Genomic DNA, 25359 nt, shown 5'->3' with positions numbered 1-25359 from the left:
CTCGCGCCACACAAACCTCGAGCGCGATGTAGCCTTCACGGAGTGCGTCGGCCGGCCCGCTGCCGACTTTTCCTCAGGGAGCCCCATTGTTCCTAGCGCTGCGCGAGATTCGCCACGAACCCGTGCGCTTCACGCTCATCATCTCCGTCATCACGCTGGTGGCTTATCTCACATTCTTCCTGGCTTCGTTGGCTGTGGGTCTTGCTCACCGTTACCGCGCCGGTATCGACGGCTGGAACACCGCCAGCGTCGCCGTCACCGACGCCTCCAACGAGAACCTCTCCGCCTCACGCCTGAGCGACAAGCAGCTGAGCGCAGCCAAGAACCTGGCCAAGGACAACGGAACCGTGGCGTCTTCCCTGATGAGCACCGCCGCTGTCGCTCAGGCGCCAGACGTCACAGACGAGGATGGCCAATCCCTGCGAGAAGACGTCTTCGCCTTTGGAATCGATCTGGACGGGCGGCTCAGTCCATCTGTGGCCGACGGACGAGCGATTTCCGACCCCGATAGCGAGGCCCTCATCGACGACTCCCTGAAGGCCAAGGGGCTCACAGTCGGCGACACGATTCGACTGCTGGGATCCGATCACGACTGGACCATTGTCGGATTCACCCATGACACCACCTTCCAGGCGGCTCCTATCGTGACCCTGGACAGCCGGGCCTTGAGCCGGTACGGCCCCGCCAGCCTGTCCCCCGCCGTTTCCGCCGTCGTATTCACCTCCGACCTGACCACGGACAACAAGGCCATGCAGTCCGCTGAGGACGCGGGACTGAAGATCCTCACCACCGAGGAGCTCGTTCGCACGCTCCCCGGCTACTCGGCCCAGGTACTCACCTTCAGCCTCATGATCGGCTCGCTCATCATCATCGCCTCCACAGTGCTGGGCATCTTCATCTATGTGCTGACACTGCAGAAAAGGCCAGTGCTGGGCATCCTCAAAGCACGCGGCGTGCCCACGAGCTACCTCATCCGCTCCGGCTGCGCCCAGACCCTCGTGCTGTCGATCGCCGGCATCGGCATCGGCCTGCTTCTGACGATAGCGACGTCCCTGGTCCTCCCCCGTGCCGTGCCCTTCAGGATTTCCGTCCTTCTGGACCTTCTCATCGTCACGGCCTTCATCGCCGTCTCGGTCATCGGCGGCTTCATCTCAGTACGGGTCATCTCCCGCATCGACCCCGTGGAGGCCATCTCATGACCCCGTCAAGAACAGCGGACGAAGCGGCAGCCACCGTCATGTCCCTGGAGTCGGTGACCCGGGACTACCGTCAGGGCGATGAGACTGTTCACGCGGTGCGCAGCACCGACCTCACGCTGCGCACCGGTGAGCTGGTGGGGATCCTGGGCCCCTCCGGCTCAGGAAAGTCCACGCTCCTGACCATCATGGGCGGCCTGCGTACTCCCTCCAGCGGCACCGTCACGATCTCTGGGCAGCCCTTCTCCAACCTGCCGGAGAAGCAACGGGCCAGGCTTCGACTTGAGCGCATCGGCTTCGTTCTCCAAGCCTCGGGACTGGTTCCCTTCCTGAGGCTCAACGACCAGTTCTGCCTGCACGACCGAGCGGCACGAACGAAGGGCGACACCGACAGACGGGACCACCTTCTGGGCTCGCTCGGCATCATGAAGCGCGCCCACGCCTACCCCTCCGAGCTCTCCGGAGGTGAGCGTCAGCGCGCAGCCATCGCGGTGGCGCTCTACCACGACCCAGACATCATTCTGGCGGACGAACCCACCGCCGCACTGGACACCCGGCGGGCCCAGGACGTCGCCCATCTCCTCGCGGAGCAGACCCATGAGCTGGGCAAGGCAACGGTGATGGTCACTCATGACGAGCGGCTGCTTCCCGTATGTGATCGGGTGCTGGTCATGCACGACGGTGTCCTGACGGAGCAGGACACGACCAAGGACGACCTCGGACAAGGCGGCTTGGATGATGACCGCTGAGCCGCGCTGGTTCCTCCCAGCATGGAGAACTACAGTCGGTAGCCGTGTCCACGATCCCGAACTCCAGTGACTTCCCCACTGCCGTCTTCCTCGGCGATTCCGTCACCACCGGGTGGCGAGCCCTGAGCCATCCCCGCAATCGCTGGACCTCCCTGGTGTGCGAGCATCAGCGGTGGCGGGAGGTGAACCTGGCGACGGACGGCCTGGGGTTCTTCGCGCGACGCGGGGGCCATCTGCCCGGCGGGCAGCGCTCGCCGTCGTGCCGTGACACCACCTGGTTGGAAGCGGTTCTGCGTTGCGAGCCCGACGTCGTCACGATCAGCCTGGGATTGAACGACGCCGCCTTCCTCCCCTCTCAGCGTGAGCTGGTCGAGCAGGCGATCGACCACGACCTCAGCTTCATCTCCTCACGTCTGCGGGGTGCGCCGGTCATCATCGCACCCTACTTCCCCTCTCTGGAGGTCGGTCCACGTTTCCAGGCCATCCACCGCCTCGTTCATGAGAAGGCGACATCCTTGGGCCTGACCTCGACCGACGCCTTGAGCACAGCCATCAACGGTGACGAGAACCGACTGGCCATCGACCAGATCCACCCCGACGACGCCGGACACGCCCAGATGGCCCGCGCCATGATCTCCTTCTATGCCGAGATCCTGCCCGACACGTAACACTTCCACCCATGTTTACGCAGGTCAGTTGGGCAATGACCCCCTCGAGGCATATGCTTGACAGCAGATCGCACTCACCGTGACCGACTAAGGAGCTCGAGGACCCACTCGTGGAGTCACACCGCGAACCCACACTGGCTGATGTTGCCCAGGCTGCAGGCGTCTCGCTGACTACAGTCTCCCGCGTACTCAACAACCGCGGCTACCTCTCCCAAGAGACACGGGAGCGGGTGGCCGAGGCGATCGCGCAGCTCAACTATCGTCCCAATCAGATCGCCAGAGCACTGCACGGCAAGTCGACGCATTCGATCGGGCTGATCGTCCCCACCGTCGCTCTGCCCTTCTTCGGTGAGCTGACCGAACATGTCGAGGACTTCCTCGCAGACCATGGTTACAGGACATTCGTCTGCAACTCCATGGGCAAGGCGGATCGGGAGCGTGAGTATCTCGACCTGCTCGTCTCCCACCGGGTCGATGGCATCATCTCCAGCGCCCACAACGACGGCATGGCCGACTACGGCTCGATTCACCTGCCCCTGGTCAGTGTTGATCGTGACCTCTCCCCCATCGTTCCCAACGTCCGCTGCGACAACGAGGCCGGCGGCCGACTCGCCGCCGAGCACCTGCTCAAGCGCGGGGCGCGCCGCCCGGCCCTGCTGACGTCTCGCACCGGAATCCACAACCTGCGGGAGAAGGGGTACCGCCAGGTGCTCCAGCAGGCAGGTATCGAGCCGGTGGTCCTGACCGTCGACTTCAACACGCCCAATAGCGAGCGCCCCGGTCTCATCCGTGAGCGGCTCGACCTCGTCGCCGACGACATCGACGCGGTCTTCGCAACCGACGATCTCGCTGCCGCACAAGTGATGGAGTGGGCGGCCGAGCGCGGCCTGAGGATTCCGGACGACTTCAAGGTGATCGGCTTTGACGGCACGATCGCCATGCAGCACGCCCTGCCGGCACTGACCACGATCCAGCAGCCCATCGCCAAGCTGGCACGAGCAGCTGTCGACCTGCTCCTGAACCGGATCGAGTCGGCCACCGCTGTCTCCTCGGAGAACAAGCAGCCGAGCGAGCCGTGGAAGGAGCAGCGACTCCCCTCCCCCATGCCGGTGAGGCTGCTGTCCGGCCGTACCACCTAGTGAGCCGTTGACGATAGTCGTGGGCCCCGACCTTGATGGTCGGGGCCCACGACTATCTGCGTCACAAACCGTCGTTGAATAGATCAGGCATTGGACTGGGCGGCATCGGCCTGAGCGCTCTCCTTGTCGTCATCGGAGTCGTCGGTCTTGCGCAGGACGTCGAAGAGGGCCTCGCCCCGGTGGATCGTCCCAGCACCGTGCTGCTCAATACCCTCGTAGCCCTGGGCGTTGGAGACGACGATCGGGGTGACGGTCTGGTAGCCGGCGGCACCGACGGCGGCCCAGTCGACGTCCACCAGCGGCATGCCGCGCAGAACCTTGTCACCGGCCTTGACCTTCGGGCTGAAGTGCTTGCCCTCGAGCTGGACGGTGTCCATGCCGACGTGGATGAGCAGCTCGACTCCGCTGGCGGCCCGCAGGCCATAGGCGTGCCCAGTCGGGAAGGCCACAAGCACCTCGCCGTCGACCGGTGAGACGACCGGCCCCTCGGCGGGAGCAATGGCCATGCCCGGGCCGAGCATGCCGGAGGCGAAGGTCTGGTCCTCCACCTCGGACAGCGGGATCGCGCGCCCCTGGATCGGTGCGGTGACGGTGAAGTCCTCGGCGGCCTCAGCGGGCAGCTCGACGGTCTCGGCGTGCTCGGCCATGGCCTCGGCCTCCAGGGCTGCCTCATCCCCCTCACCGACGTCGTCACCGGCCAGGGATGCCTTTCCACGGGTGGTGCCGTAGGCGAAGGCGGCGCCAAAGGCAGCGATGAAGACGATCACCTCGAGGATGAGGTACTTGACGATGTCGTCGGGAACGATCGAGACGAAACCAACGAATCCGGCGGCACCCAGAGCCTGGTTATGGATGTCGAGCAGGGCGACTGCCGCACCCCCGAGGGAGGCCACGCCCATCCCGATGAAGAAGGGCCAGCGCAGACGCAAGTTGACACCGAAGATGGCGGGCTCGGTGATACCGACGATCGCGGAAACACCACCAGCACCGGCCAGACCCTTCATCTTGGAGTCCTTGGTCAGGAAGAAGACCGCCAGGGTCACGGCCCCCTGGGCGACATTGGCCATGGAGGCGATCGGGAAGATGAAGGAGCCGGGACCGCCGCTGCTCATCTGCGCGATGAGGGGCAGCTCCACCGCGGGGAAGGACTGGTGCAGACCGGTGACCACGATTGGGGAGTAGACCATGCCGAAGAGGAAACCGCCCACCGGTCCAGCGGTCGTGTACAGCCAGCTCAGGCCGTTGGTGATGCCGTCGGAGAGCTCGCGCGCGAGAGGACCGACGACAACGAAGGTGAGGAAGCCGGTCACCAACAGAGTGATGAGCGGGGTCAGCAGGAAGTCAGCAGTCCCGGACAGGCGCTTGTGGAGCCATTTCTCGATGTATGCCAGTAGCCATGAGACGCATAGGACGGGGATGACCATGGCCTGATAGCCGATCTTGTCCACGGTCAGGCCGAAGAGGTGCCATACCTCAATGGTGCCGGCCTGCCGAGCCGTCTCGATCTCGTAGGCGCTGGTCAGCTGGGTGGAGACCATGGCGGCGCCCATGGCCGCGCCCAAGTAGACGTTGCCACCGAAGCGCTTGACTGCGGAGAAGCCGACGAGCACCGGCAGGAAGGCGAAGGCTGCCGAGGAGACGAGGTTGATGACGTCGTCGTAGTCGGCGAGCCACGAGAACCTGTCGACGAGCCCGTAGGCGCCAGTGGGGTTGTCCGAAGTGACGAAGGAGGACGCGGTGAAGAAATCGGCCGTGAGGACGTTGTGAATCGCCATCATGAGACCACCGGCGACCAGGGCCGGAAGCAGCGGGACGAAGATGTCCGCAATTGCCTTGATGAAGCGGGAGAGCGGGTTGCCGCTCTTGGCCGCCTGTTCCTTGGCCTCGTCCTTGGAGACCTCCTTGACCCCTCCGGTTTGGATCATCTCGGAGAAGACGAGGTCGACGTCTCCCGGTCCCACGATGATCTGGAACATACCGCCTGCGATGAAGGTGCCCTTGAGATCGGGGTCCTTGTCAAGAGCCTTCTGGTCGACCTTGTCCATGTCATTGAGGACGAGACGCAAGCGCGTTGCGCAGTGCGCCGCTGCGTTGATGTTGTTGGCGCCACCGACATACGTCAGGACATCCTTCGCCACGCGGGCGTGATCCATTGCCACCCGAGGGTTTCCTTTCTCGTGATGGGACCGCAGCAGCTGGGAGGGCGGGGAAACCCAACGGTCGGGAACATCGCTGACTCCCTGCGGCCACACCTGTGTCAATCGATCGTCACATTACAGTGAGTTAGAGCACCCTGCAACCGGAGAGAGGGGCCTGGTCAATTTCCTGTCCTCGCCCTGCTCAGGAGCCTTTTTCTCCTGTCATGGCGCGAGGTTGAGAAGAATTCAGGACGGCATGAAAGTCCTCGTGCTGCCGGTTGTCAGCGCGAGACTCCCCTCCACCATCAGCCGCGTTCCCGAGCTGTTGATGTCGACGAAGCTGCGCAGTGTGAGGACCAGCGCCCCGTCGCCAACGAAGACCTCGGTCAGCGAGCGGTCGTGAATGATCTCCAGCACCGGCTCACATCCTTCAGGAAGTGTCACTGCACGCATGGAACCGTGCTGGGTATAGCGGGAGGTGGAGCGATCCACCCGGAGCACCTGCCCGTCCAGGGTGATGTCCACGTGCGAGTCATCCGATCCGACCCGCAGTCCCCACGGCCCCGTGGTCCGCTCAGTGTCGGCCTCCAGGCGAAGCTGCCAGCTGCGGTGCCCACTCAGGTTGTCGACCTCATAGCGGCCATCCTTCAGGCGCTCACCCACGAGTGCCGGTTCGCCGGCGTCATACGGGAGCGAGGCAGCAGGGCGCTGGATGAGCCGACCCGCCTTGAGACTCAGCATCCGAGGAATGCTCAGGGCGTGGACCCACTGCCCGGTCTCGATGGAGGGCTGATCGTCCTCGGAGGCGTTGCCCGCCCACCCGGTCAGCAGCACCGGCCCCGATTCGGAGGGGCACCGGGCGAAGATCTGAGGGGCGTAGAACTCGAAGCCCCGGTCGACCTCGTGGAAGACCCCGCCGGTCTCTCGCAGCTCTGTACCCACGAGACGACCCACCGTGTAGACGCAGGGGAAGATGTTCTCAAAGCCCTCCCGGCCGGGCTTGATGCCCTGTGGGCACCAGATGAGAACGTCCCAGTCCTCGCCTGTGTCCTCGTCCTTCAGCCGCACCAGGCCGGGGCACTCCCACATGTACCCGAAGGAGTCGAAGGTGCCTCCCGCCCCGGGGAAGCTCAGCTCTCCCTCGAGCTCCCAGGAGACCAGGTCCCGGGAACGGTACAGCACTGCGGCACCGGTCTCGTTGACGCGCTGGACCCCGATGAGCATTCGGTACTCCCCCGGCCGGTCAGGATCCCTGAAGACCTGCGGGTCACGGTAGTGGGCCGTGTAGCCCTCGGCGTGGGTGGGAATGAGGGGGTTGCCGGGCCACTTGGTGAAGTCGGTCAGGTCGCCGCTGGTCACCAGGCACTGGCTGGCGGTGCGCTCATCGGTGACGGGGTCCTTGAGGTTCCCGGTGTAGAAGAGGTGGTAGGGGGCCTGAGCGGCTGCGCCGTCGAGCTCAGCCCCTTCCAACACGATCGCGTTGCCGGAGTATGCACCGGAGCGGTCGTAGGACGAGTCCGGGATGATGGCGGGCTCATGGTGACGCCAGTGCAGGAGATCTGTCGAGGACGAGTGCCCCCAGTAGACCAGCTTGCGGTGAGGGTGGAAGGGACTGAACTGGTAGAAGGCGTGGTAGGTGTCGCCGTCGACCAGCAGCCCATTAGGGTCGTTGAGTCGCCCCACCGGTGGGACGACGTGGAAGCGCGGGTAGTCCGGGTCATCAGCCGCTACAGACGCAGCAATCGCATCCAGGGCCAGGTCCTTGAGGTCCTCAGTCACGATGTGATGTTAGCAGGACCACTATCGTGTACTGGGGCGATTCTCAGTGGATGCCCCGCCGCGAAAGGGCAGTGTGAATGAGCGGGTGCTCAGTGGAAGTACGGGACGATGAGCCACAGACCGAACAGCGCGATCACGGCGGCAATGGCGATGAAGACGCCTGCCAGAACCTGAGCCAGGCGCACCCCTTCGACCTCGCCGGCCTCGTGCTTGGCGTGCACAGTGGCCAGCATGCGAGCCGCCAGCGAGCAGATGGTGAGGATGAAGGCGGTGCCCAGTACCGTCACTGACGCCACCAGCCCCAGCGAGCCCCAGTCGATCGCCATACCGGTCATGCCATGGATCCTGTCGTCATCCGATGCGTACTGTCCTGGTCCGTCGCGCCGTTGACGATCTCGGAACGCACCTCGTCCAGCGTCAGCGGAGCACGTCCCAGCTCTGGATCCTGCTTGACGACGACGACCTCGGAGGCGTCATTGACGTTGGAGAAATCCACCCGGTTGTGCCCCGCCTGCCGGATGATGGCCAGGGCTCCGAGAATGAGCAGACAGATGACGACGATCGTCCCCGGCACCCCGCCCTTGACTGCGACATAGGACGTGGCGGCCCCCACCAGGCCTGAGCACGGAAGCGTCACCAACCAGGCGATCCCCATCTTGCCGGCAGTCCTCCAGGACACCTCGGTGCCCCGGCCGATCCCTGAGCCCAGGATCGAACCGGTGCAGATGTGGGTGGTGGACAGGGCGAAGCCCAGGTGGGAGGAGGCCAGGATCGCCACGGTCGAGGCGGTCTCGGACGCGAAGCCCTGCGGCGCCTCAACATGCACCAGACCACGCCCCATGGTGCGCATGATGCGCCACCCGCCCGAGTAGGTGCCCAGCCCGATGGCGAGGCCCGCTGCGGCGATGACCCACCAGTGGGGGCCGGTACCGGCCTCCTGGTAGCCGCCGGCCACGAGCACCAGCGTGATGACCCCCATGGTCTTCTGCCCGTCAGACGTGCCGTGGGACAGGGCCACCAGCGATGCGGTGACCCGCTGACTGTTGCGGAAGAGCCTCTCGGAGTATGGGTTGGTCGGATGCGCGATGCGGTAAGCCAGTGCGGTGGCCAGCGCTGCCGCCACCCCGGCCACAACCGGAGCGATGACGGCAGGCAGAATGATCTTAGAGATCACCGTCCCCCAATGGACTCCCTGGACCCCGGCGGCCACCACCACCGCTCCGATGAGTCCCCCGAACAACGCGTGGGACGACGACGACGGCAGTCCGAACAACCAGGTCGCCAGGTTCCACAGGATGGCGCCGGCCAGACCAGCGAAGATCATGGCCGGCGCCGCCTCGATCACCGTGTCATCGAACATCCCATGAGAGATCGTCTTGGAGACCTCTGTCGACAGGCAGGCGCCGATCACATTGAGCACGGCGGCGACCAGAACCGCTCTTCTGGGTGTGAAGGCGCCTGTCGCCACCGACGTCGCCATCGCATTGGACGAGTCGTGGAAACCGTTCGTGAAGTCGAAGACGAGGGCCGTCACGACGACAACGATCACGAGGAAGAGAATGGTGCTCATACCGTTCCCGATGGGAGATTTGGGTGACCCTCTCGACCGCCCTGGCAGGCGGCTGCGGAGGCCCGGGTCGCGTGAGCGCAACCCACCAGTATTGTTACCCGCCGACCCCCCTGCTGCCTAACCAATCGCATACGAGCTTCTCACCGGTTCCCGGCATCCCATAAGCCCGTCATGTCCAGTACCCAGCAACACGGTCTTTCGTCCCATCTCGGGGGCAAAGCCGCTGAGCCAATTGTCACGTTCCTCAAGTACCCCTTGACGTGGTGGCTTAGCCCAGAAGGAGGGGTCCGTCACGATAGGGTCACCGCATGGCAGCGGACACCACGAAGAGCCTGGACAGCATTAGCAGCGGCACCCTCCCCGACCAGGGGATCGACTCCGAGTCGGCGACAGACATCGATCTGGGCATCGACCTGGGGACGACACGCACCGTCGTCGCACGCGCTGATCGGGGGAACTACCCCGTTATCAGCTTCACCGACGAGCACGGCGACGAGCACGACTTCATCCCCTCACTGACAGCACTGCACGAAGGTGTGCTCGTCCATGGTTTCGCTGCCAGGCGGGCCGCCCATCACGGGGCTCCGTTGCTGCGCAGCCTCAAACGGGTCCTGGCCTCCCCCACGTTGACGGCCTCGACACCGGTGCGGCTGGGAGACCAGACCTTCTCCGTTTTGGAGGTTCTCACCAGCTACCTGCGTCACCTTGAAGCAGAGCTCGCTGAACGGGGCGTCGACATCGCACGCACTCGAGTGGTTGTCGCGGTTCCTGCCCACGCCTACGGGGCCCAACGCCTCCTGACTCTTGAGGCCTTCCAGCAGGCCGGCTTCCGTGTCGCCGCCATGCTCAACGAGCCCAGTGCAGCCGGATTCGAGTACACGCATCGCAAGGCGACCACCGTCTCCTCCAGACGCACCCGGGTTCTGGTCTATGACCTGGGTGGCGGCACCTTCGACACCTCCCTGGTCGACGTCGTCGGCACTTCTCACGAGGTGCTGGCTTCTCACGGCCTGGGAGACCTGGGCGGTGACGACGTCGACCTGCTCATGGCCACGATGGCCCTGAGCGCAGCGGGTATCACCGAGGAGGACCTCTCCCCCACCGAGCTCGACGACCTGCTGGACCAGTGCCGGGACGCCAAGGAGCACCTCACTCCTCAGAGCCGTCGAGTGCTCATCGTCCTGAGGGGTCAGGACGTCGTCCTGCCCGTGGCCGACCTGTACCAGACCTGCACACCGCTCATTGAGCGCTCTTTGGGCACGATGGCGCCACTGGTGGGCAGGCTGGACGATGGGAGCCCGGACCTGACTGACATCGCCGGCGTCTACCTGGTCGGCGGCGCCTCCGGTCTCCCTCTGGTGCCCAGGCTCCTGCGGGAGCGCTTCGGTCGTCGGGTTCACCGCTCCCCCTACCCTGGGGCCTCCACCGCCATCGGCCTGGCGATCGCGGCGGACCGCACCAGCGACTACGACCTCACTGACCGGCTCTCCCGGGGCTTCGGCGTCTTCCGCGAGGCCGACGGCGGGCACCGTCTCACCTTCGACGCGATCCTCAGTCCCGAGTCCGTCCAGGCCTCACCCGGTGGCCGGGAGGGAACGGTGCTGACCCGCGAGTACGATGCAGCGCACAACATCGGCTGGTACCGCTTCGTGGAGTGCGCCGGTGTCGACGAGGGCGGTGAGCCTCGCGGCGAGATCGCTCCCTATCAGGACATCGTCTTCCCCTTCGAGGTCTCGCTGCGGGACGTCGACGACCAGGAGCTGAGGAACTACTCGGTGGAGCGACGCGATCACGGTCCGCGGATTCAGGAGCACTACCGCGTCGATGAGGCCGGTCTGGTTCGCGTCACCATCACCGACCTCACCGACGGATACAGCCGCCGTTACGTTCTGGGCAGGCGCGCCCAGTAGACGCCGGCCCCCGCAGCGGGTCAGGAGCGAGCGGCGTCGGAGACCCGGGTGAGCGCCTGGGTCTCCTCGTCACTGATCTCGAGAGTCAGAGCGTCCATGATCGGCCGCAGCTGACTCAGATCGCGTGCTGAGGCCAGCGGAGCAGTGACACCGGGACGATCACGCAGCCAGGCCAGTGCTACGGCTGCGGGCTCCACTCCGTGATCCGCCGCCACTCTGGCGACGGTTTCAACGACGTCATAGCACTCCGGCCGCTGGTAATCAGCGACCATTCCAGCTCGGTCGCCACTCATCGGCTCATCTCTGCGGTACTTTCCTGTGAGGAAACCGGCAGCCAGGGCGAAGTAGGGCATGAGACCCATGCCGAGCTCGGCCGCCACCTCTCCCCTGGCGCCCGGGCCTTCAACATCGTCTCGGTGGAGAAGGTTGTAGTGGGGTTGAAGGACGATGGGCCGAGCGACCCCCTGGGAGTCGGCTATGGAGAACCATTGCCGGATGCGCTCGGGCGTGTAGTTGGACAGTCCCACATGCCGGATCCTGCCGGCGAGGCGGGCCTCCTCGAAGGCGGAGACTGTCTCCTCCAGCGGAGTGGATTCATCGTCGAAGTGGGCGTAGTAGATATCAATGACGTCGGTGCGCAGACGCGATAGCGACTCCTCCAGCGCCCGGCGGACGTTGTCCGCGCTCAGACCTGGACGGTCGGGCTTGGTGGAGACCTTCGTGGCCAGAACCACGCGCTCACGGACAGCGCGCGAGGCGAGCCACGCTCCGATCACGGTCTCCGACTCCCCTCCTGAGTTCCCCGGGGCCCAGTAGGAGTATCCGTCGGCAGTGTCGATGAGGTTCCCACCGCCATCCACGTAAGCGTCCAGTACATCGAAGGAGGTCGCCTCATCAGCCGTCCAGCCGAAAACGTTGCCTCCCAGGCCAATGGGGCTGATCCGCAGGTCGGCCAGGGTACGGTTTGGAGCTCCAGTCATCTTGCCTCCTGGTTTGAGAGCGACACCGGAAAGCCGCACCGCGGCGGCATCCACCCTGTCATGAGTCGAATTGACGAAGCCAGAATACGTTCGAGGCTGGAACCGTCACGACGGGTTCCAGCCTCGGCGAACAAGCAGTTGAATGGTGCGCGTCTCGCGGCGCTCAGATGGCCTGCTGCCGCTTGGCGGCGCGACGCTTGGCCAGCTCATCCTCGACCAGCGGCGTCCCGAGCGCCTGGGCGTGATCGACGGGAAGATCCGCCAGCGCTCCTTCGACCTCGTGCCATACCCGCCCCACAGCGATACCGAAGACGCCCTGGCCGCCGGCGACCAGGTCAACGACCTCATCGGCCGAGGTGCACTCGTAGACCGAGGCGCCGTCGCTCATGAGGGTGATGGAGGCCAGGTCCTCGACGCCGCGGGAGTGGAGGGCACTGACGGCCGTGCGGATCTGCTGCAGCGAGACCCCGGTGTCCAGGAGGCGCTTGACGACCTTGAGGACCAGGATGTCGCGGAAGGAGTAGAGCCGCTGAGAGCCCGATCCCTTGGCGCTCCGAATCGACGGCTCGACCAGTCCGGTGCGCGCCCAGTAGTCGAGCTGGCGGTACGTGATACCGGCGGCACGGCAGGCCACCGGCCCTCGGTAGCCCGAGTCCGCATCGAGTTGCGGCAACGGGTCGCCGAACAGCATGCCCTGAGTACGCTGAGGCCTTGCTATCGCACTGGCTTCATTCATGCTCACGACCTGCTCCTGTCACCGGAAGAACACGCACCTGAAACTGGCGCGGCGGCCCGCCTCGTGCGGCCACGGCTCCACGATAGGGCCAGTTGAGGCGATGCTCAACGAAGGGCACGCCCCAACTCGTTGTGCCGTCAGGCATGAATCTCCAGCTGAGGTCAACGGTCTGCACGCACGTGTCGACAATTCCTTGCGATGGAGCCAGATCACCGGTAACACAACACTGACAACACGTGCCATAGATCACAACATCAGTCACACGAGTCACATCAGTCCCGCGTGTCGTCGGCCAGGTCATCGGTCTCCGACAGCGTTCGCTGCCACTGCGCAAGCCGCTCGGCGCCATGGTCGTCGCTGAGATCAACAGCTCTCAGGCGCGTCAGCGACCTGCTGGCATGCACCGGAAACCGATGGTAACCACTCAGAAGCAGCCCCTCCCCCGGAGTACAGGCAACCGTCATCACCTGGTTCGCACAGGCAGGAGTCTCAACGACGAGCCGGGCGACGATGCGCGCGTCATCGTCGACGTCGAGCTCAGTACGCCCGATGCGACCACCCAATGCCTCGACGACGTCATCGAGAAGCCTGGGCCACGACGGCGATCTGTGTGAGCCGTGAGCCTGCAGAACCAGCCCCTCGTGCGCCGTCACCGGGATGGCCAGCATCGCCGGCCCTCCGTCCTCCACGAGGACGGCGACCAAGCCGTCATCAGGATCGGTGGATCTGACACCCACCAACTGCATCAATGGCACGTTCCAACCCTACGGGAGGCGGTCATCCCTGTCCTAGGAACACGCACACGATGCACGCTGACCTTTGTCGATACAAAACAGCCCGGCCAGGCGACCGCCTACCGGGCGTGCGTGCACTCGCCCTCAGCCCAGCGCATCCACGGCGCGACGCAGCAGAATCGTGTGCAGGTCCGCGACGAGCTCGGCCAGCTCCCGAGCCGTCTCCTCACCGGCGCTACGCGACCGCGACCGGCGCGGGGCCACTGCCTGGTCGATCGTGTCCGCCTCCCGCTCAGCCGAGGCTCGCACCGCACGCAGGTTGCGCAGAGGCACTCCCTTGCGGGTGATCTCCATGGCCAGGCGCACGGTCCTCAGATTCTGCTGGCTGTAACGCCCACGGACATCGGGGCTGATGAGCCCAACGGCGACGAGCTCCTCGATCTGAGACTCACTGGCGCCGGAGTGGGCCAGGAGAGCCTCCAGGTCCATGGGGCCGTCGTCGACGATCTGACCATCCCGGGCGACCACCCGGGCAACGGGCTGTGGTGCGGGGGCCTCGACGTCGGCGTCCAGGAGCGCCAGACGGTCACGGATGACGTGCAACGGGAGGTACTCGTCCCGCTGCACAGCCAAGGCATAGCGCAGACGCTCCAAGTCCGCCTGCGAATAGCGACGGTAACCGTTGCCGACACGGTGAGGACTGATGAGCCCCTCGCCCTCGAGATAACGAACCTTGGAGATCGACAGGGCCGGGAACTCCACCTTGAGGAGATCCACCACCTGCCCGATCTTCATCACAGGCTCTCGAGAGATGCCGCGGGGCCAGGTCTCGCCTGCCGGGCGCTCAGAGGCCTCGAGCAAGGAGGAGGGGGCATCTCGCTTCTTGCTTCGTGCGGTTGCGGCGCTCACCGAGACGCGGCTCCGCCCTGGGGGCCGGGGTGGTAGGTCATCCGGTACTTGCCGATCTGGACCTCATCGCCGGAGCGAAGAGCCACCTGCTCCACTCGCGTGCGGTTGACATACGTTCCATTGAGCGAACCGGAGTCACGAACCCCGTACCCACCATCGGGCAGAGACGAGAAGACCGCGTGCTTCCTGGAGACGGTGACGTCGTCAAGGAAGATGTCGGCACGCGGGTGGCGTCCCACGGTCGTCTCCTCAGCATCCAGGAGGAACCGCGCACCAGTGGTCGGGCCGTGGTGGACGAGGAGAAGCGCCGTTCCCGACGGCAGGGCAGCGATCGCGGCGGCGTCCTGCTGGCTCAGCCCCACCACCGGGGAGTCAACTGAGTTGGCGACGTCGACGACCCCAAAGGTCTGTGTGGAGGAGGGATCCTGCTCGATCGGACTGCTCGACATTATTCCTGCCCCTCGGTTCGTTGCGGCGCCCGGTGCGCCGCCTCAGGGACCACCATACCGTTCGTTGCACCGCCGTCGAGTCAACACCACGACACGGCTCTCCATGTTTGACGAGCAGCCTACCCGCTGCACGCGCCCGACAAGGCCCTCGAGGTGGCCGGGAGCGCCGAATAAAGGTCTCAAACGGATCACGGTCCGTCATTGATGTTGGTCAGGCTAGGACAAAGGTCTCACAGAGGCGGAGATGATCTGGCCCTCACAGATCTGCTGAACCAGTACGTCGGGCGGTCAGAGCACGTCTCAGGTCGTCAACGCTCTTGAGGATGAGCCGGCGCAGTGCCGACGGCGCCTCGGGGTGCTTCGCGAGCCAGTCCTCGACCGCCTGAGCATCCGCCTCGTCCCCGCTGGCGGGGAAGAGCCCTACGACCAACCGAGTGGCGATCTCCTGACCACGCCCGGCCCACAGTCCTTGAAGCTCGTGAAGGTAGCGGGAAGTGAATGCCGCGGTCAGATCCCGATGAGCATCGACGGCGAAGCCCGCCACCAGGGCGTCGATGTGGTCGTTGCTCAGCGAGGTGTCGTTCAGAAGCCGGTCGAAGACCTCGGCCTTGAGGTCCTGGCGGGGTATCGAGCTGGAGGCCCTCAGGTGATGGGTGATGCCACTGGCCGTCGGGTCCGCCTTCTGCTGCGCCTCGAGCTCGCCGGCACGAACGGCGTCCAGCTGCGCCAGGGCGGTCAGGGCACGCCACCGCATGTCGGCATCCAGCTCCAGGCCGGGCAGAGCGCCCTCCAGAATCCCGCGGACACGTGCGGACACCTGGACGCTCCTCCCCTCACCGAGCAGCCCCGCCTGCCCGGCGGCATCCAGCCAGGCCCGGGCGCGCACGATCTGCGCGTCGGAGCCCGGCGCAGCGGCACGGAGCCTGCCCCACCCTCCGTGCAGGACGACCGGATCCTTCTGTCCCGGGGGCTCCGTCGAGTCATCGGCCAGGAGGCGTTCCAGGAGTGCGCGACGCGTATGCGGGCCGGCATACCTGCTGGCGACTCGTAGTGCCTGGTTCAGCAGAATGGTCAAGGTGCTCGGCTCGGTGTCATCGTCGGCGTGCGCCAGGACGGCCTGGACGAACAGTGCTGCATCGATGACCGCGTCACGCACGAGGTTGTGCAGCATCGACCAGGCCAGGGAACGCGCCATGGGATCGCGCAGGGAGCCGAGGGAGGTGATCAGACAGGACAGCGAGGCATCGTCAGGCCTCACAATGGCATAGGTGAGGTCCTCGTCGTTGACGACAACGAGATCGGGAGCGGGCAGGCCCACGGCCTCGGCGACGTCGAGGCTCCCGGTCTCCAGGGAGACCGGGAGCCTGTGGGTGCGCACCAGCGCACCGTCCCCGTCGAAGGAGTACAGGCCGACGACGAGCGTGTGCGGACGCAGCACGGACTGTCCGGTCACCGGGTCGGTTCCTTCTTGCCTCAGGGTCAAGGAGGCGATCCGCCCCTCGTGAACGACCAGCTCGTCGGTGATGACCGAGGGGCCTGCGGTGTGGAGCCAGGCGCGGGCCCAGTCGTGCATATCGTGGCCTGAGATCTGGGAAAGCACGTGCAGGAAGTCGTCCAGGGAGGCGTTGCCGTAGGCTCTGCACTCGAAGAGGAGCCCCGAGGCATTGAGGAAGGCTTCCTGGCCGACGTGGGCGACGAGCTGCTTGAGGACGGCGGCGCCCTTGGCGTAGGTGATGCCGTCGAAGGCCTGCCGGGCGGCTTCGACGTCGTCGACCTGCGCGACGATGGGGTGGGTGGTGGCCGGCCGGGAGTCCTCCAGGTAGGCCCATGCCTTACGGGTGGAGGCGAAGCTCACCCAGGCCTCGGTGTAGCCGGCCGCCTCGGCCTCGGCCCAGGTGCCCTGGTGATCGGCGAAGGACTCCTTGAGCCAGGTGTCCTCCCACCACGTGGGGGTCACGAGATCGCCGAACCACATGTGACACATCTCGTGGAGGATCGTGTTGGCGCGTCCGGCCCTCTGGGAGCGGGTGACCGGCCCCCGGAAGAGGTAGAGGTCCTCGTTGAAGGTGACGCAGCCCGGGTTCTCCATGGCTCCGAGGTTGTACTCCGGGACGAGCACGCTGTCGTACGAGTCCCAGGGGAAGCCGTAGTCGTAGGCGCGGTCGTAGAGGTCCAGACCGGCGCGGGTCAGGTCGAGGAGCTCGGTGGCGTCGAGGTGCTCGGCCAGGCTCTCTCGGCAGGACCAGGACAAGGGGATCGTCAGACCCGGACGGCTCGGAGACGCCCATTGCCCGGTCACTCGGTGCCAGGGGCCTGCGGCCAGTGCGGTGAGGTAGCTGGGCAGGGGCCTGGAGGCGGCGAAGGATGTCACCTCACAGGCGGAGTCGGTGCCTGTCGGGGTCTGGGGGCTCGATCCTCCTGCTTCCGGACGAGTATTGGACATGATCGTCCAGCCGTGCGGGTGGGTGACCTCCAGCGAGAAGCGGGTCTTGATGTCCGGCTGCTCCATGACCGGCCAGGCCCTGCGCGCGTCGGAGGGCTCGAAGTGGGTGTAGAGGTAGGTGGCGCCGTCGACGGGATCGTGGAAGCGGTGCAGCCCCTGACCCGAGTTGGAGTAGAGGCCGCGCGCCGTGATCTCCACCGTGTGCTCACCCGGGTCGAGGACGGGCAGGTCGATGCGGGCCCCGTCCCAGGCCACCGGGATCGGTTGCCCATCGACGCTGAGCGAGTCGACCGCCTGCCCCACGAAGTCCACCCAGAGGCCTTCGGCGCGTTGCCTGATGTCCAGCCGCATCAGGCAACGCACGCTGAAGGCGGCCTCGTGACGTGCGGTGGCCTCGGAGACGTCGACGGCCACGTGACTGGAGGGCACCTGGCACACCGACGATCGCCAGGAGGCCTCCTCGTGACGCAGGTTCGTGGGGCTGTCTGAGCGGGCGGGCGCAGTGGTCGTCATGCGCCAGAATCTAGCGTCATATGATCGCGGTCGATGCCTGCACAAGACCTCGTCGGTCTCAGTCCCACTTCTCCTCGGTACGCTCAGGCGTGGCCCACAGGGTGTGGTAGACGCCCTCGACGTCGTCGGTGCGGTGGTAGGTGTGCGAGCCGAAGAAGTCACGCTGTCCCTGGATGAGGGCGGCCGGCAGGCGCCGTGAGCGCAGCTGGTCGACGTAGGCCAGGGAGGAGGCGAAGGCCGGGGCGGGGACACCGGTGGTGGCGGAGGTGGCCACGACCTGGCGCCAGGCGGGCAGCACGCTCGCCAGGGAGGAGGCGAAGACCGGCGCCGTGAGCAGACTGGCCAGAGCCGGGTTCTCGTCGTAGGCGCGGGTGATGTCATCCAGGAAGCGGGCACGGATGATGCATCCGCCTCGCCAGATGCGGGCCATGGCGCCCAGGTCGATGTTCCAGTCGAACTGCTTGGAGGCGGTGGCGATCTCATCGAAGCCCTGGGCGTAGGCGGCGATCTTGGAGCCGTAGAGGGCCTGCTTGACGGCGTCGACGAAGGCGCGTCGCTCCTCGGGATCGGTCAGGGTCGCCTGCGTGGTCCCCGGAGCGATGTCGGAGGCCTGGACAGCGGCCCGCGCCTCAGCGGAGGAGGAGACCGCGCGCGCGAAGGTGGCCTCGGCGATGGCGGGCACCGCCACGCCCAGCTCGAGGGCCGTCTGGGTGGTCCACACACCGGTGCCCTTCTGGCCGGCCGCGTCGACGACGACGTCGACGAAGGCCTCACCGGTGGCCGCATCGGTGTGGGACAGGACCTCGGTGGTGATGTCGATGAGGTAGGAGTCGAGCTCGGAATCCTTCCAGGAGCGGAAGACCTCGGCGATCTCCTCCACGGTGAACCCGCCGACGTGGCGCAGCAGGTCGTAGGCCTCGGCGATGAGCTGCATGTCGGCGTACTCGATGCCGTTGTGGACCATCTTGACGAAGTGGCCGGCGCCGTCGGGGCCGACGTGGGTGCAGCATGGCGTACCGTCGACGTGGGCCGAGATGGACTCCAGCATCGGCCCCAGGCGGTCGTAGGACTCAGCAGTACCGCCGGGCATGATCGACGGACCGTTCAACGCCCCCTCCTCGCCGCCGGAGACACCCATGCCCACGAAGTGCAGGCCGCGCTCACGCAGAGAGACCTCACGGCGCCGGGTGTCGGTGTAGAGCGTGTTGCCGGCGTCGACGATGATGTCACCGGGCTCCATGAGGGCGGCGAGCTCCTCGATGACCGCCTCGGTGGCCGCTCCGGCCTGGACCATGATGATGGCCACGCGGGGGGTACGCAGCGACGCCACGAAGTCCTTCAGGTCGGCCGCGGGCACGAAGTCGCCCTCGGAGCCGTAGCGTTCGATGAGCCTCTCGGTGCGTGCCAGCGTGCGGTTGAAGACGGCGACCGCGTGACCATGACGAGCCAGGTTGCGGGCCAGGTTCGCCCCCATCACCCCCAGTCCGAAGACACCGAGGTCGGCTGTGGCCGGTGCGGGGATGAAGCTGCTCATGGAAGTCCTTTCCTGTGCCGCAGCCCCTGTGACGGCGCTGCGGTTCCAAGCCTTGGTGGCGGACGATATTGGTTGCGCTCCGGGAGACGACAAGGGGGTGTCGACAGTCCGGTTCACGACACCGACGAGTACCCACCGGTACCTGTCAACCTCGATGACCCTACCGCGTCCAGTCCTCATGCACGAGGAGCGTCCGTGGTTCAGACGTGCCCCGAATGACGTGTAACGGCTCACGGCAGGCCTGTCCCTGCCGGGTCAGCCACTTGCGAGGGCGCTAGAGTGACGAGTGCGGCCAGCACGGTTCCTCGAGCCGGTACGGCGGCCCTGACCAGACACCTCACCGTCTCTGTCAGATCGCCGCAGTGCGCCGACGGCCCGCTGGTGACGTCTGGTCCGCCGTTCGTCGAATCTCAGAAAGGCTGACGTGTCCAGCTCCGACTCTGCGACTCCGTTTCCGTCGTCGAGGCCCACGCGGGCGGCCAACCCGCTTCTCGACGCCCGCGACCTTCGCCTTCCGCGTATCGCTGACCCCTGCGTTCTGGTGATGTTCGGCATCACCGGTGACTTGGCCCGCCACAAGCTCCTGCCCGCCATCTACGACCTGGCCAACCGCGGCCTGCTCTCCCCCAGCTTCTCGCTGGTGGGTGTCGGACGACGCCCCTGGTCCGACGACGACCTGCGCGGCTACGTGGAGGAATCGGCTCGGGCGGGTGCCCGCACCCCGTGGCGTCCCGCCATCTGGGAGCAGCTGGCAGCGGGCATGCGCTTCGTGGAGTTCAGCTCCTTCGAGGACGACGACGCCTACGACCAGCTCACTCGGGTGGTGGATGACCTTGACGCCACCCGGGGCACGCGCGGCAACCGCGCCTTCTATCTGTCGATCCCCCCGGGATGGTTCCCAGCGGTGACCGAGCGCATCGCCCGCTCCGGGCTCGTAGAGGAGTCCGCCGACTCCTGGCGCCGCGTCGTCATCGAGAAGCCCTTCGGGCACAACCGCTCCAGCGCCCGAGAGCTCGACGCCCTCGTGGGACGCATCGTGCGTCCCGACGACGTCTTCCGGGTCGACCACTACCTGGGCAAGGAGACGGTGCAGAACATCCTGGCGTTGAGATTCGCCAATACGATGTTCGAGCCGCTGTGGAACCAGCGCTACGTCGACCACGTCCAGATCACCATGGCCGAGGACATCGGTATCGGCACCAGGGCCGGCTACTACGACACCATCGGCTCTGCTCGCGACGTCATCCAGAACCACCTGCTCCAGCTCCTGGCACTGACGGCCATGGAGGAGCCCACCAGTATGGAGGCGGCCGCGGTGCGCCTGGAGAAGGAGAAGGTGCTCAACTGCGTGCGCCTGGAGCGCGACGGAGTCCTGGACCTGGACCTCACCACTGCCCGGGGCCGTTACGACGCCGGCTTCCAGGGAGGGCTGCCGGTGCGGGGCTACCTGGAGGAGGACGGAGTCGCCGCCGACTCACGCACCGAGACCTTCGCCGCCCTGCGTCTGGAGATCGCCAACCGCCGCTGGGCCGGCGTGCCGTTCTACCTGCGCGCCGGTAAGCGCCTGGCCCGCCGGGTCACTGAGGTCGCCGTCGTTTTCAAGCAGCCGCCGTTCCTGCCGTTCGAGTCGGCTGCCACCACGGCCGTGGGGGCCAATACGATCGTGCTGCGCATCCAGCCTGATGAGGGCATTACGCTACGGCTGGCGTCCAAGGTTCCCGGAACCCAGATGGAGCTGCGCGACGTCTCCATGGACTTCGGCTACGGAGCCACCTTCAACGAGGAGTCGCCGGAGGCCTACGAGCGTCTCATCCTCGATGCGCTCCTGGGCGACGCCCCACTGTTCCCCCACCAGCGCGAGGTCGACCTGTCCTGGCGCATCCTGGATCCCGTCATCGAGCACTGGAGCGCTGGTGGGAGCCCTGAGGGCTATCGCCCCGGCTCCTGGGGACCGGCCAGTGCCCATGATCTCCTTGCCCGCGACGGCCGCACCTGGAGGCGCTCATGATCACCACACTGACCGCGACGACCACCTCCCGGATCGTCTCCCGACTGGTGGAGCACGAGGGGACCTCGGGCTCCTCCCGGGTGCTGACGCTCGTGATCTCCACGGACGAGAAGGGTCTGGAGGATGCGCTGTGCGCCGCGCACGGCGCCAGCCGGGACCATCCCAGCCGAATCATCGCCGTCGTCAAGCCACCTGAGGAGGACACTGGTCGAGTGACTCCACGCAGCCGCGACGGTCATGTCTCGGCCCAGGCAGGAGGACACCTGGACGCCGAGATCCGTGTCGGTCACGACGCCGGCGCCGGCGAGACACTGGTCCTGCGGCCTTGGGACGAGGCCGCTCTGCACACCGACACACTGGTGGTCCCCTTCCTCCTGCCGGACGCCCCAGTGGTCGTGTGGTGGCCGACGACTGTCCCCGAGGTCCCCTCGCAGGACCCCTTGGGCCGCCTGGGCTCCACGCGCATCACCAACACTCCCGCGCAGGACTTCCCGGCCAGGGCGTTGCGGGAGCTGGCACCGGTGAGCGTGCGAGGTGACATCGACCTGGCCTGGACCAGGATCACTCTGTGGCGCGCCATGGTGGCCTCCACCCTGGACCCGCTACTGCGCGCAGGCAGCCTGCGGGAGGTAGTGGTGGCCGGAGAGCCGAGAAACTCCTCGCTCTCACTCATGATCGCCTGGCTGCGGCTGCGGCTGGACGTGCCGGTCATGCGAGTCGATGAGGAGGACTTCAAGGGCATCTCCTCCATCACCGCCAGAACCGACGACGGTGAGATCATCATCGCTCGCCATGATCTGGAGCGGGTCACGATCACGCGCCCCGGATCCCCCGAGCCCCAGGTGGTGACGATGGCGCGACGAGAACCGATCAGCACTCTCAATGAGGAACTGCGCCGGCTCACCCCCGATCTCGTCTACCAGGAGGTCTTGGCCACACTGCTCGAGGAGCCCGTGAATGGCTGACAACCGCACACCCGACGCCCAGGTCATCGCTGAGATCCAGTCGGCCGCGGCTGCGGCTGCGACACCAGCTGTCGTCGTGGTTCCAACACTGGGTGACGCCGCTCGAAGGGCCTGCGAGGACACCATGCGGATCCTGGCCAGGGCGGTGGCGGCCCGGGGAGTCGCCCATCTGGTACTGACAGGCGGTTCCGGCGGGATGGCACTGGCTGAGGCCCTCGCGCCGCTCATCGTCGCCCAGCCCGAACCGGTGCGTCGCGCCATCCACCTGTGGTTCGGTGACGAGCGCTTCGTACCCGTGGGCGCCCCGGAGCGTAACGATCTGCTGGCTGCGCCGCTCATTGCCGCAGGCATGCGAGAGTCTCAGACTCACCGGCTGGCCGCTCCGAACGAGGTCGGCGGCCTGGATGAGGCGACGGCTCGCATGGTCCATGAGCTCGAGTCGGCGGGACTGCCTCACGGCGGATTCGATGTCGTCCACGTGGGGCTGGGACCTGACGCCCACGTCTGCTCGCTGTTTCCCGGGCACCCGGCCGCACTTGCAGTAGGAGTCCCTGCTGTGGCAGTGCGTAACTCGCCCAAGCCGCCTCCCGAGCGTTACTCCCTGACCTTCGAGGCGCTGCAGCGCGCAGGCCGAGTCATGGTCGTGGCCGGCGGTGAGGGCAAGGCCGAGGCGGTACGCCTGGGGCTGGGTACCCCCGATGTACTCAAGGCGCCAGCCTCGTGCTGCCGGGGAGAGCAGACCACCTGGTACCTGGATGAGTCGGCCAACGCCCTGATGGCTGCTTGAGTCCGATTCGGTCGAGCTGCTGACGCTTCCCGGGCAGACGACACCTGGAATTCCCGTCGGTGGGTGAGGCTACCGTAGCCCCATGAACGCTTCCGGCCGGATCCTGGCGCACCTCTCGGTGCTCGGCGCGCTCAGTATGTCGGGGATGACGGCTGCTCTTCCCGTCCACGCTGACGAGACCTCGCCGGCCCCCTCCCCAAAGTCCACGACGTCCACGACCGCCGAGCTCGCCGCCCTCCACGAGGCGCCCTGGGACCGCAGAGGAGACTTCATCCTGTCTCCGAGCGCCTCTCTTGAGGCGCTTTCGGAACTGCCTGAGGACGCTCCGGCCGCCCGGTCCTGGGCGGAGGGAGGCTCCCGCACCGGCTGGTTCGGCGAGGCGTGGACCGATGTCGACGGTGACGGATGCGACACTCGTAACGAGATCCTGGCCCGGGACCTGACAGACGCCGACTTCTCGCGTGCCGACGGCGTACAGCCTCGTGAGGAAGGACGTGGCCAGGGTGCGGGCGTGTGCCCGGACGCCACCGTCTGGGCAGGTGCGCTTCAGGATCCCTACACCGGCAGAAGGATTACCTTCACACGTGGCCAGGAGACCTCAGCGGCTGTTCAGATCGACCATGTGGTGCCGCTGAACTACCTTTACGCCCACGGGGCCTGGCAGTGGGATGAACGAACCCGGCTGCTGGCGGCCAACGACCCGCTGAATCTCGTCGCCGTTGAGGGTGAGGCCAACCAGGCCAAGGGCGCCTGCGGCCCGGCGAGCTGTCCCGTTGGTTCCACAGAGACCGGGAGCTGGCGTTCTACCGGCCCGGGTGGCTGGTGGCCGGCCAATGCCTCCTACCGTTGTATCTACGCACGTCGGTTCGTCTCAGTGGCCGCCGCCTACCGGCTCGGCCTGCCCCAGACCGACAAGGACGCATTGCGTTCCACCCTGGACGACTGTCTCGCTGGTGGGGACGGAACCGTGTCCCTCCCGGAGCAGGCCACTCGCACCGCCAAGGAGATCGGCTCCGTTGTCTGGCGCAGCCCTGGCTACTCCGCGCTCACGGCCTTCGGCGCCCTGGTGCTGGGGTGGGGGCTCATCCTTCGAGGCCGTCGCCGAGGGCGTAGAGCTTCACGGCGTCGAAGCCGTTCCATGTCCCGCTACTGAGCCTCTTGCCTAGGATGCCGTCATGGCAGCTCATCCTGGTTCCATGCCCGGCGGCGACAGCGCCCCAAGCGCCCCGGCGTCGGCTCGCATCGACGTCTGGCTGTGGAGCGTGCGGCAGATCAAGTCCCGCTCGGCCGCGACGAGCGCTTGCAAGGCAGGGCACGTGCGTGTCAACGGAGAGACCGCCAAGCCCGCCCAGCACGTCTCGGTGGGAGACGAGGTCCGCTACCGCGTCGATGGGTTCGACCGGCTGCTGACCGTCACTCGGATCCTCACCAAAAGGGTGGGGGCGCCCATCGCCCGCACCGCGTACATCGACTCCTCTCCCCCTCGCCCGTCCCCTCTGGATGCGCCGGCCGCCGTCATCCGAGATCGCGGTGCGGGACGGCCCACGAAGAAGGAGCGACGTCAGCTCGACGCCCTCATGGGAGGAGGGCGCCATCAGGACGACCGCTTCTGATGCGCTGGGGTGAGCGGCCTCACCGCCAGCAGATTTCTGAAGGAGCGGTCCGATGGGTTAAGGTTCTGCTCGTTGCAAGCGGCCCTCTGCCGCGAGCCAACGGGCTGTGGCGCAGTTTGGTAGCGCACTTGACTGGGGGTCAAGGGGTCGTGGGTTCAAATCCCGCCAGCCCGACCAGCATGAAGATCCGCACCCTCCCAAGAGGGTGCGGATTTTTTCGGTGATAGTGCGTTGACAGCAGCGCTCCCACATTCTTCCGACATTAACCTTATCAACACCATTCACATTTGCACCCTCTATAACAACCATGAGGTCTATTTAGATTTCCGACCCTTCATGAGAATCCACCACCCTTAATCACGATCAAGTAAACGTTGCAATGACGCCACTCACACCTCCCATCCACTACCTGTCCCCACTTTTCATCGGTATCTGAAGACGAAAGAACTACCCCTCATGGTTGACCACCCGATTCAGCCGCACGATGAATTCGGTCAGAAAAGTCACAGCCTAATAACATGCATGGCTGGCGCGACTGT

21 protein-coding genes and 1 tRNA gene are annotated in these 25359 nt (G+C 66.1%); 11 read left to right on the top strand and 11 right to left on the bottom strand.

Features of this window, described 5'->3' with window-relative positions; genetic code table 11:
• Nucleotides 1-86: 86 nt before the first annotated feature.
• From RIV12_RS00650 to RIV12_RS00635, 4 genes are all read left to right on the top strand, one after another.
• A complete protein-coding gene (locus tag RIV12_RS00650) occupies nt 87-1199 on the top strand; it encodes an ABC transporter permease (RefSeq protein WP_309321545.1) in 1113 nt (370 codons plus the stop codon).
• The gene (locus RIV12_RS00645; RefSeq protein ID WP_309321544.1) at nt 1196-1945 is read left to right on the top strand and encodes an ABC transporter ATP-binding protein; all 750 of its coding nucleotides are present in this window, start codon (nt 1196-1198) and stop codon (nt 1943-1945) included. Before RIV12_RS00650 ends, RIV12_RS00645 begins: the two co-directional genes overlap by 4 nt.
• A 44-nt stretch (nt 1946-1989) precedes the next feature.
• Nucleotides 1990-2613 (top strand): SGNH/GDSL hydrolase family protein, encoded by a 624-nt coding sequence (locus tag RIV12_RS00640; RefSeq protein WP_309321542.1) that lies wholly within the window; start codon nt 1990-1992, stop codon nt 2611-2613.
• A gap of 110 nt (nt 2614-2723) precedes the next feature.
• Nucleotides 2724-3752 (top strand): LacI family DNA-binding transcriptional regulator, encoded by a 1029-nt coding sequence (locus RIV12_RS00635; protein WP_309321540.1) that lies wholly within the window; start codon nt 2724-2726, stop codon nt 3750-3752.
• An 83-nt stretch (nt 3753-3835) separates the two neighbouring features.
• Here the strand turns inward: RIV12_RS00635 and RIV12_RS00630 are convergent, their stop codons facing one another.
• The 4 genes from RIV12_RS00630 to RIV12_RS00615 form a co-directional block, all read right to left on the bottom strand.
• Nucleotides 3836-5905 carry a PTS sucrose transporter subunit IIABC gene (locus tag RIV12_RS00630; protein WP_178388822.1) on the bottom strand — a complete coding sequence of 690 codons (2070 nt, stop codon included), beginning with the start codon at nt 5903-5905 and terminating at the stop codon, nt 3836-3838.
• A gap of 231 nt (nt 5906-6136) precedes the next feature.
• Complete coding sequence (locus tag RIV12_RS00625; protein ID WP_075417542.1) at nt 6137-7669, bottom strand: glycoside hydrolase family 32 protein; 1533 nt, start codon at nt 7667-7669, stop codon at nt 6137-6139.
• A gap of 89 nt (nt 7670-7758) precedes the next feature.
• The gene (locus RIV12_RS00620; protein ID WP_004564914.1) at nt 7759-8004 is read right to left on the bottom strand and encodes a hypothetical protein; all 246 of its coding nucleotides are present in this window, start codon (nt 8002-8004) and stop codon (nt 7759-7761) included.
• The gene (locus RIV12_RS00615; RefSeq protein WP_075417543.1) at nt 8001-9239 is read right to left on the bottom strand and encodes an inorganic phosphate transporter; all 1239 of its coding nucleotides are present in this window, start codon (nt 9237-9239) and stop codon (nt 8001-8003) included. The genes RIV12_RS00620 and RIV12_RS00615 overlap by 4 nt, the downstream gene beginning before the upstream one ends.
• A gap of 308 nt (nt 9240-9547) precedes the next feature.
• On the opposite strand from RIV12_RS00615, the gene RIV12_RS00610 reads away from it, so the two are divergent.
• A complete protein-coding gene (locus tag RIV12_RS00610) occupies nt 9548-11149 on the top strand; it encodes an Hsp70 family protein (protein ID WP_309321538.1) in 1602 nt (533 codons plus the stop codon).
• 20 nt (nt 11150-11169) lie between these two features.
• On the opposite strand, the gene RIV12_RS00605 is transcribed toward RIV12_RS00610, so the two are convergent.
• The 7 genes from RIV12_RS00605 to gndA form a co-directional block, all read right to left on the bottom strand.
• Entirely contained in the window at nt 11170-12129 is a 960-nt protein-coding gene (locus RIV12_RS00605) for an aldo/keto reductase (protein WP_075417545.1), read from the bottom strand.
• Nucleotides 12130-12292: 163 nt separating this feature from the next.
• Nucleotides 12293-12820, bottom strand: a complete 528-nt coding sequence (locus RIV12_RS00600; RefSeq protein WP_009397704.1) for a MerR family transcriptional regulator — start codon at nt 12818-12820, stop codon at nt 12293-12295.
• 317 nt (nt 12821-13137) lie between these two features.
• Entirely contained in the window at nt 13138-13611 is a 474-nt protein-coding gene (locus RIV12_RS00595; RefSeq protein WP_075417546.1) for a DUF151 domain-containing protein, read from the bottom strand.
• Nucleotides 13612-13743: 132 nt separating this feature from the next.
• Entirely contained in the window at nt 13744-14508 is a 765-nt protein-coding gene (ftsR, locus tag RIV12_RS00590; RefSeq protein WP_178388823.1) for a transcriptional regulator FtsR, read from the bottom strand.
• The gene (locus RIV12_RS00585; RefSeq protein WP_075417547.1) at nt 14505-14957 is read right to left on the bottom strand and encodes an FHA domain-containing protein; all 453 of its coding nucleotides are present in this window, start codon (nt 14955-14957) and stop codon (nt 14505-14507) included. Before RIV12_RS00585 ends, ftsR begins: the two co-directional genes overlap by 4 nt.
• A gap of 256 nt (nt 14958-15213) precedes the next feature.
• A complete protein-coding gene (pepN, locus tag RIV12_RS00580) occupies nt 15214-17913 on the bottom strand; it encodes an aminopeptidase N (RefSeq protein WP_075417548.1) in 2700 nt (899 codons plus the stop codon).
• Nucleotides 17914-17971: 58 nt separating this feature from the next.
• The gene (gene gndA / locus RIV12_RS00575; RefSeq protein WP_075417549.1) at nt 17972-19447 is read right to left on the bottom strand and encodes an NADP-dependent phosphogluconate dehydrogenase; all 1476 of its coding nucleotides are present in this window, start codon (nt 19445-19447) and stop codon (nt 17972-17974) included.
• Between the two features lie 424 nt (nt 19448-19871).
• Between gndA and zwf the strand changes: the two genes are divergently transcribed.
• From zwf to RIV12_RS00545, 6 genes are all read left to right on the top strand, one after another.
• Nucleotides 19872-21455: a glucose-6-phosphate dehydrogenase gene (zwf, locus tag RIV12_RS00570; RefSeq protein ID WP_075417550.1), complete on the top strand. Its 1584-nt coding sequence runs from the start codon at nt 19872-19874 to the stop codon at nt 21453-21455.
• Nucleotides 21452-22420 carry a glucose-6-phosphate dehydrogenase assembly protein OpcA gene (locus RIV12_RS00565; protein WP_075417551.1) on the top strand — a complete coding sequence of 323 codons (969 nt, stop codon included), beginning with the start codon at nt 21452-21454 and terminating at the stop codon, nt 22418-22420. The genes zwf and RIV12_RS00565 overlap by 4 nt, the downstream gene beginning before the upstream one ends.
• Complete coding sequence (pgl, locus tag RIV12_RS00560; protein WP_075417552.1) at nt 22413-23207, top strand: 6-phosphogluconolactonase; 795 nt, start codon at nt 22413-22415, stop codon at nt 23205-23207. The genes RIV12_RS00565 and pgl overlap by 8 nt, the downstream gene beginning before the upstream one ends.
• 82 nt (nt 23208-23289) lie before the next feature.
• Nucleotides 23290-24360 (top strand): HNH endonuclease family protein, encoded by a 1071-nt coding sequence (locus RIV12_RS00555; RefSeq protein WP_075417553.1) that lies wholly within the window; start codon nt 23290-23292, stop codon nt 24358-24360.
• 22 nt (nt 24361-24382) lie between these two features.
• Nucleotides 24383-24820 (top strand): RNA-binding S4 domain-containing protein, encoded by a 438-nt coding sequence (locus RIV12_RS00550; RefSeq protein WP_075417554.1) that lies wholly within the window; start codon nt 24383-24385, stop codon nt 24818-24820.
• Between the two features lie 100 nt (nt 24821-24920).
• Nucleotides 24921-24997: transfer RNA gene (locus tag RIV12_RS00545), tRNA-Pro, on the top strand.
• Nucleotides 24998-25359: the final 362 nt, after the last annotated feature.

Source organism: Actinomyces stomatis, assembly GCF_031292835.1.
GTDB lineage: Bacteria > Actinomycetota > Actinomycetes > Actinomycetales > Actinomycetaceae > Actinomyces > Actinomyces stomatis.
Note: the sequence above shows the minus strand (reverse complement) of the source record. Positions and strands in the feature narration are given on the sequence as shown.

What these genes read in the sequence shown, in the direction of transcription:
- RIV12_RS00645 (WP_309321544.1), top strand. Translation starts at nt 1,196, where the DNA reads ATGACCCCGTCAAGAACAGCGGACGAAGCGGCAGCCACCGTCATGTCC.
- RIV12_RS00630 (WP_178388822.1), bottom strand. Translation starts at nt 5,905, where the DNA reads ATGGATCACGCCCGCGTGGCGAAGGATGTCCTGACGTATGTCGGTGGC.
- RIV12_RS00620 (WP_004564914.1), bottom strand. Translation starts at nt 8,004, where the DNA reads ATGACCGGTATGGCGATCGACTGGGGCTCGCTGGGGCTGGTGGCGTCA.
- RIV12_RS00615 (WP_075417543.1), bottom strand. Translation starts at nt 9,239, where the DNA reads ATGAGCACCATTCTCTTCCTCGTGATCGTTGTCGTCGTGACGGCCCTC.
- RIV12_RS00610 (WP_309321538.1), top strand. Translation starts at nt 9,548, where the DNA reads ATGGCAGCGGACACCACGAAGAGCCTGGACAGCATTAGCAGCGGCACC.
- RIV12_RS00605 (WP_075417545.1), bottom strand. Translation starts at nt 12,129, where the DNA reads ATGACTGGAGCTCCAAACCGTACCCTGGCCGACCTGCGGATCAGCCCC.
- RIV12_RS00600 (WP_009397704.1), bottom strand. Translation starts at nt 12,820, where the DNA reads ATGCTGTTCGGCGACCCGTTGCCGCAACTCGATGCGGACTCGGGCTAC.
- RIV12_RS00595 (WP_075417546.1), bottom strand. Translation starts at nt 13,611, where the DNA reads ATGCAGTTGGTGGGTGTCAGATCCACCGATCCTGATGACGGCTTGGTC.
- RIV12_RS00585 (WP_075417547.1), bottom strand. Translation starts at nt 14,957, where the DNA reads ATGTCGAGCAGTCCGATCGAGCAGGATCCCTCCTCCACACAGACCTTT.
- pepN (WP_075417548.1), bottom strand. Translation starts at nt 17,913, where the DNA reads ATGACGACCACTGCGCCCGCCCGCTCAGACAGCCCCACGAACCTGCGT.
- gndA (WP_075417549.1), bottom strand. Translation starts at nt 19,447, where the DNA reads ATGAGCAGCTTCATCCCCGCACCGGCCACAGCCGACCTCGGTGTCTTC.
- RIV12_RS00565 (WP_075417551.1), top strand. Translation starts at nt 21,452, where the DNA reads ATGATCACCACACTGACCGCGACGACCACCTCCCGGATCGTCTCCCGA.
- pgl (WP_075417552.1), top strand. Translation starts at nt 22,413, where the DNA reads ATGGCTGACAACCGCACACCCGACGCCCAGGTCATCGCTGAGATCCAG.
- RIV12_RS00555 (WP_075417553.1), top strand. Translation starts at nt 23,290, where the DNA reads ATGAACGCTTCCGGCCGGATCCTGGCGCACCTCTCGGTGCTCGGCGCG.
- RIV12_RS00550 (WP_075417554.1), top strand. Translation starts at nt 24,383, where the DNA reads ATGGCAGCTCATCCTGGTTCCATGCCCGGCGGCGACAGCGCCCCAAGC.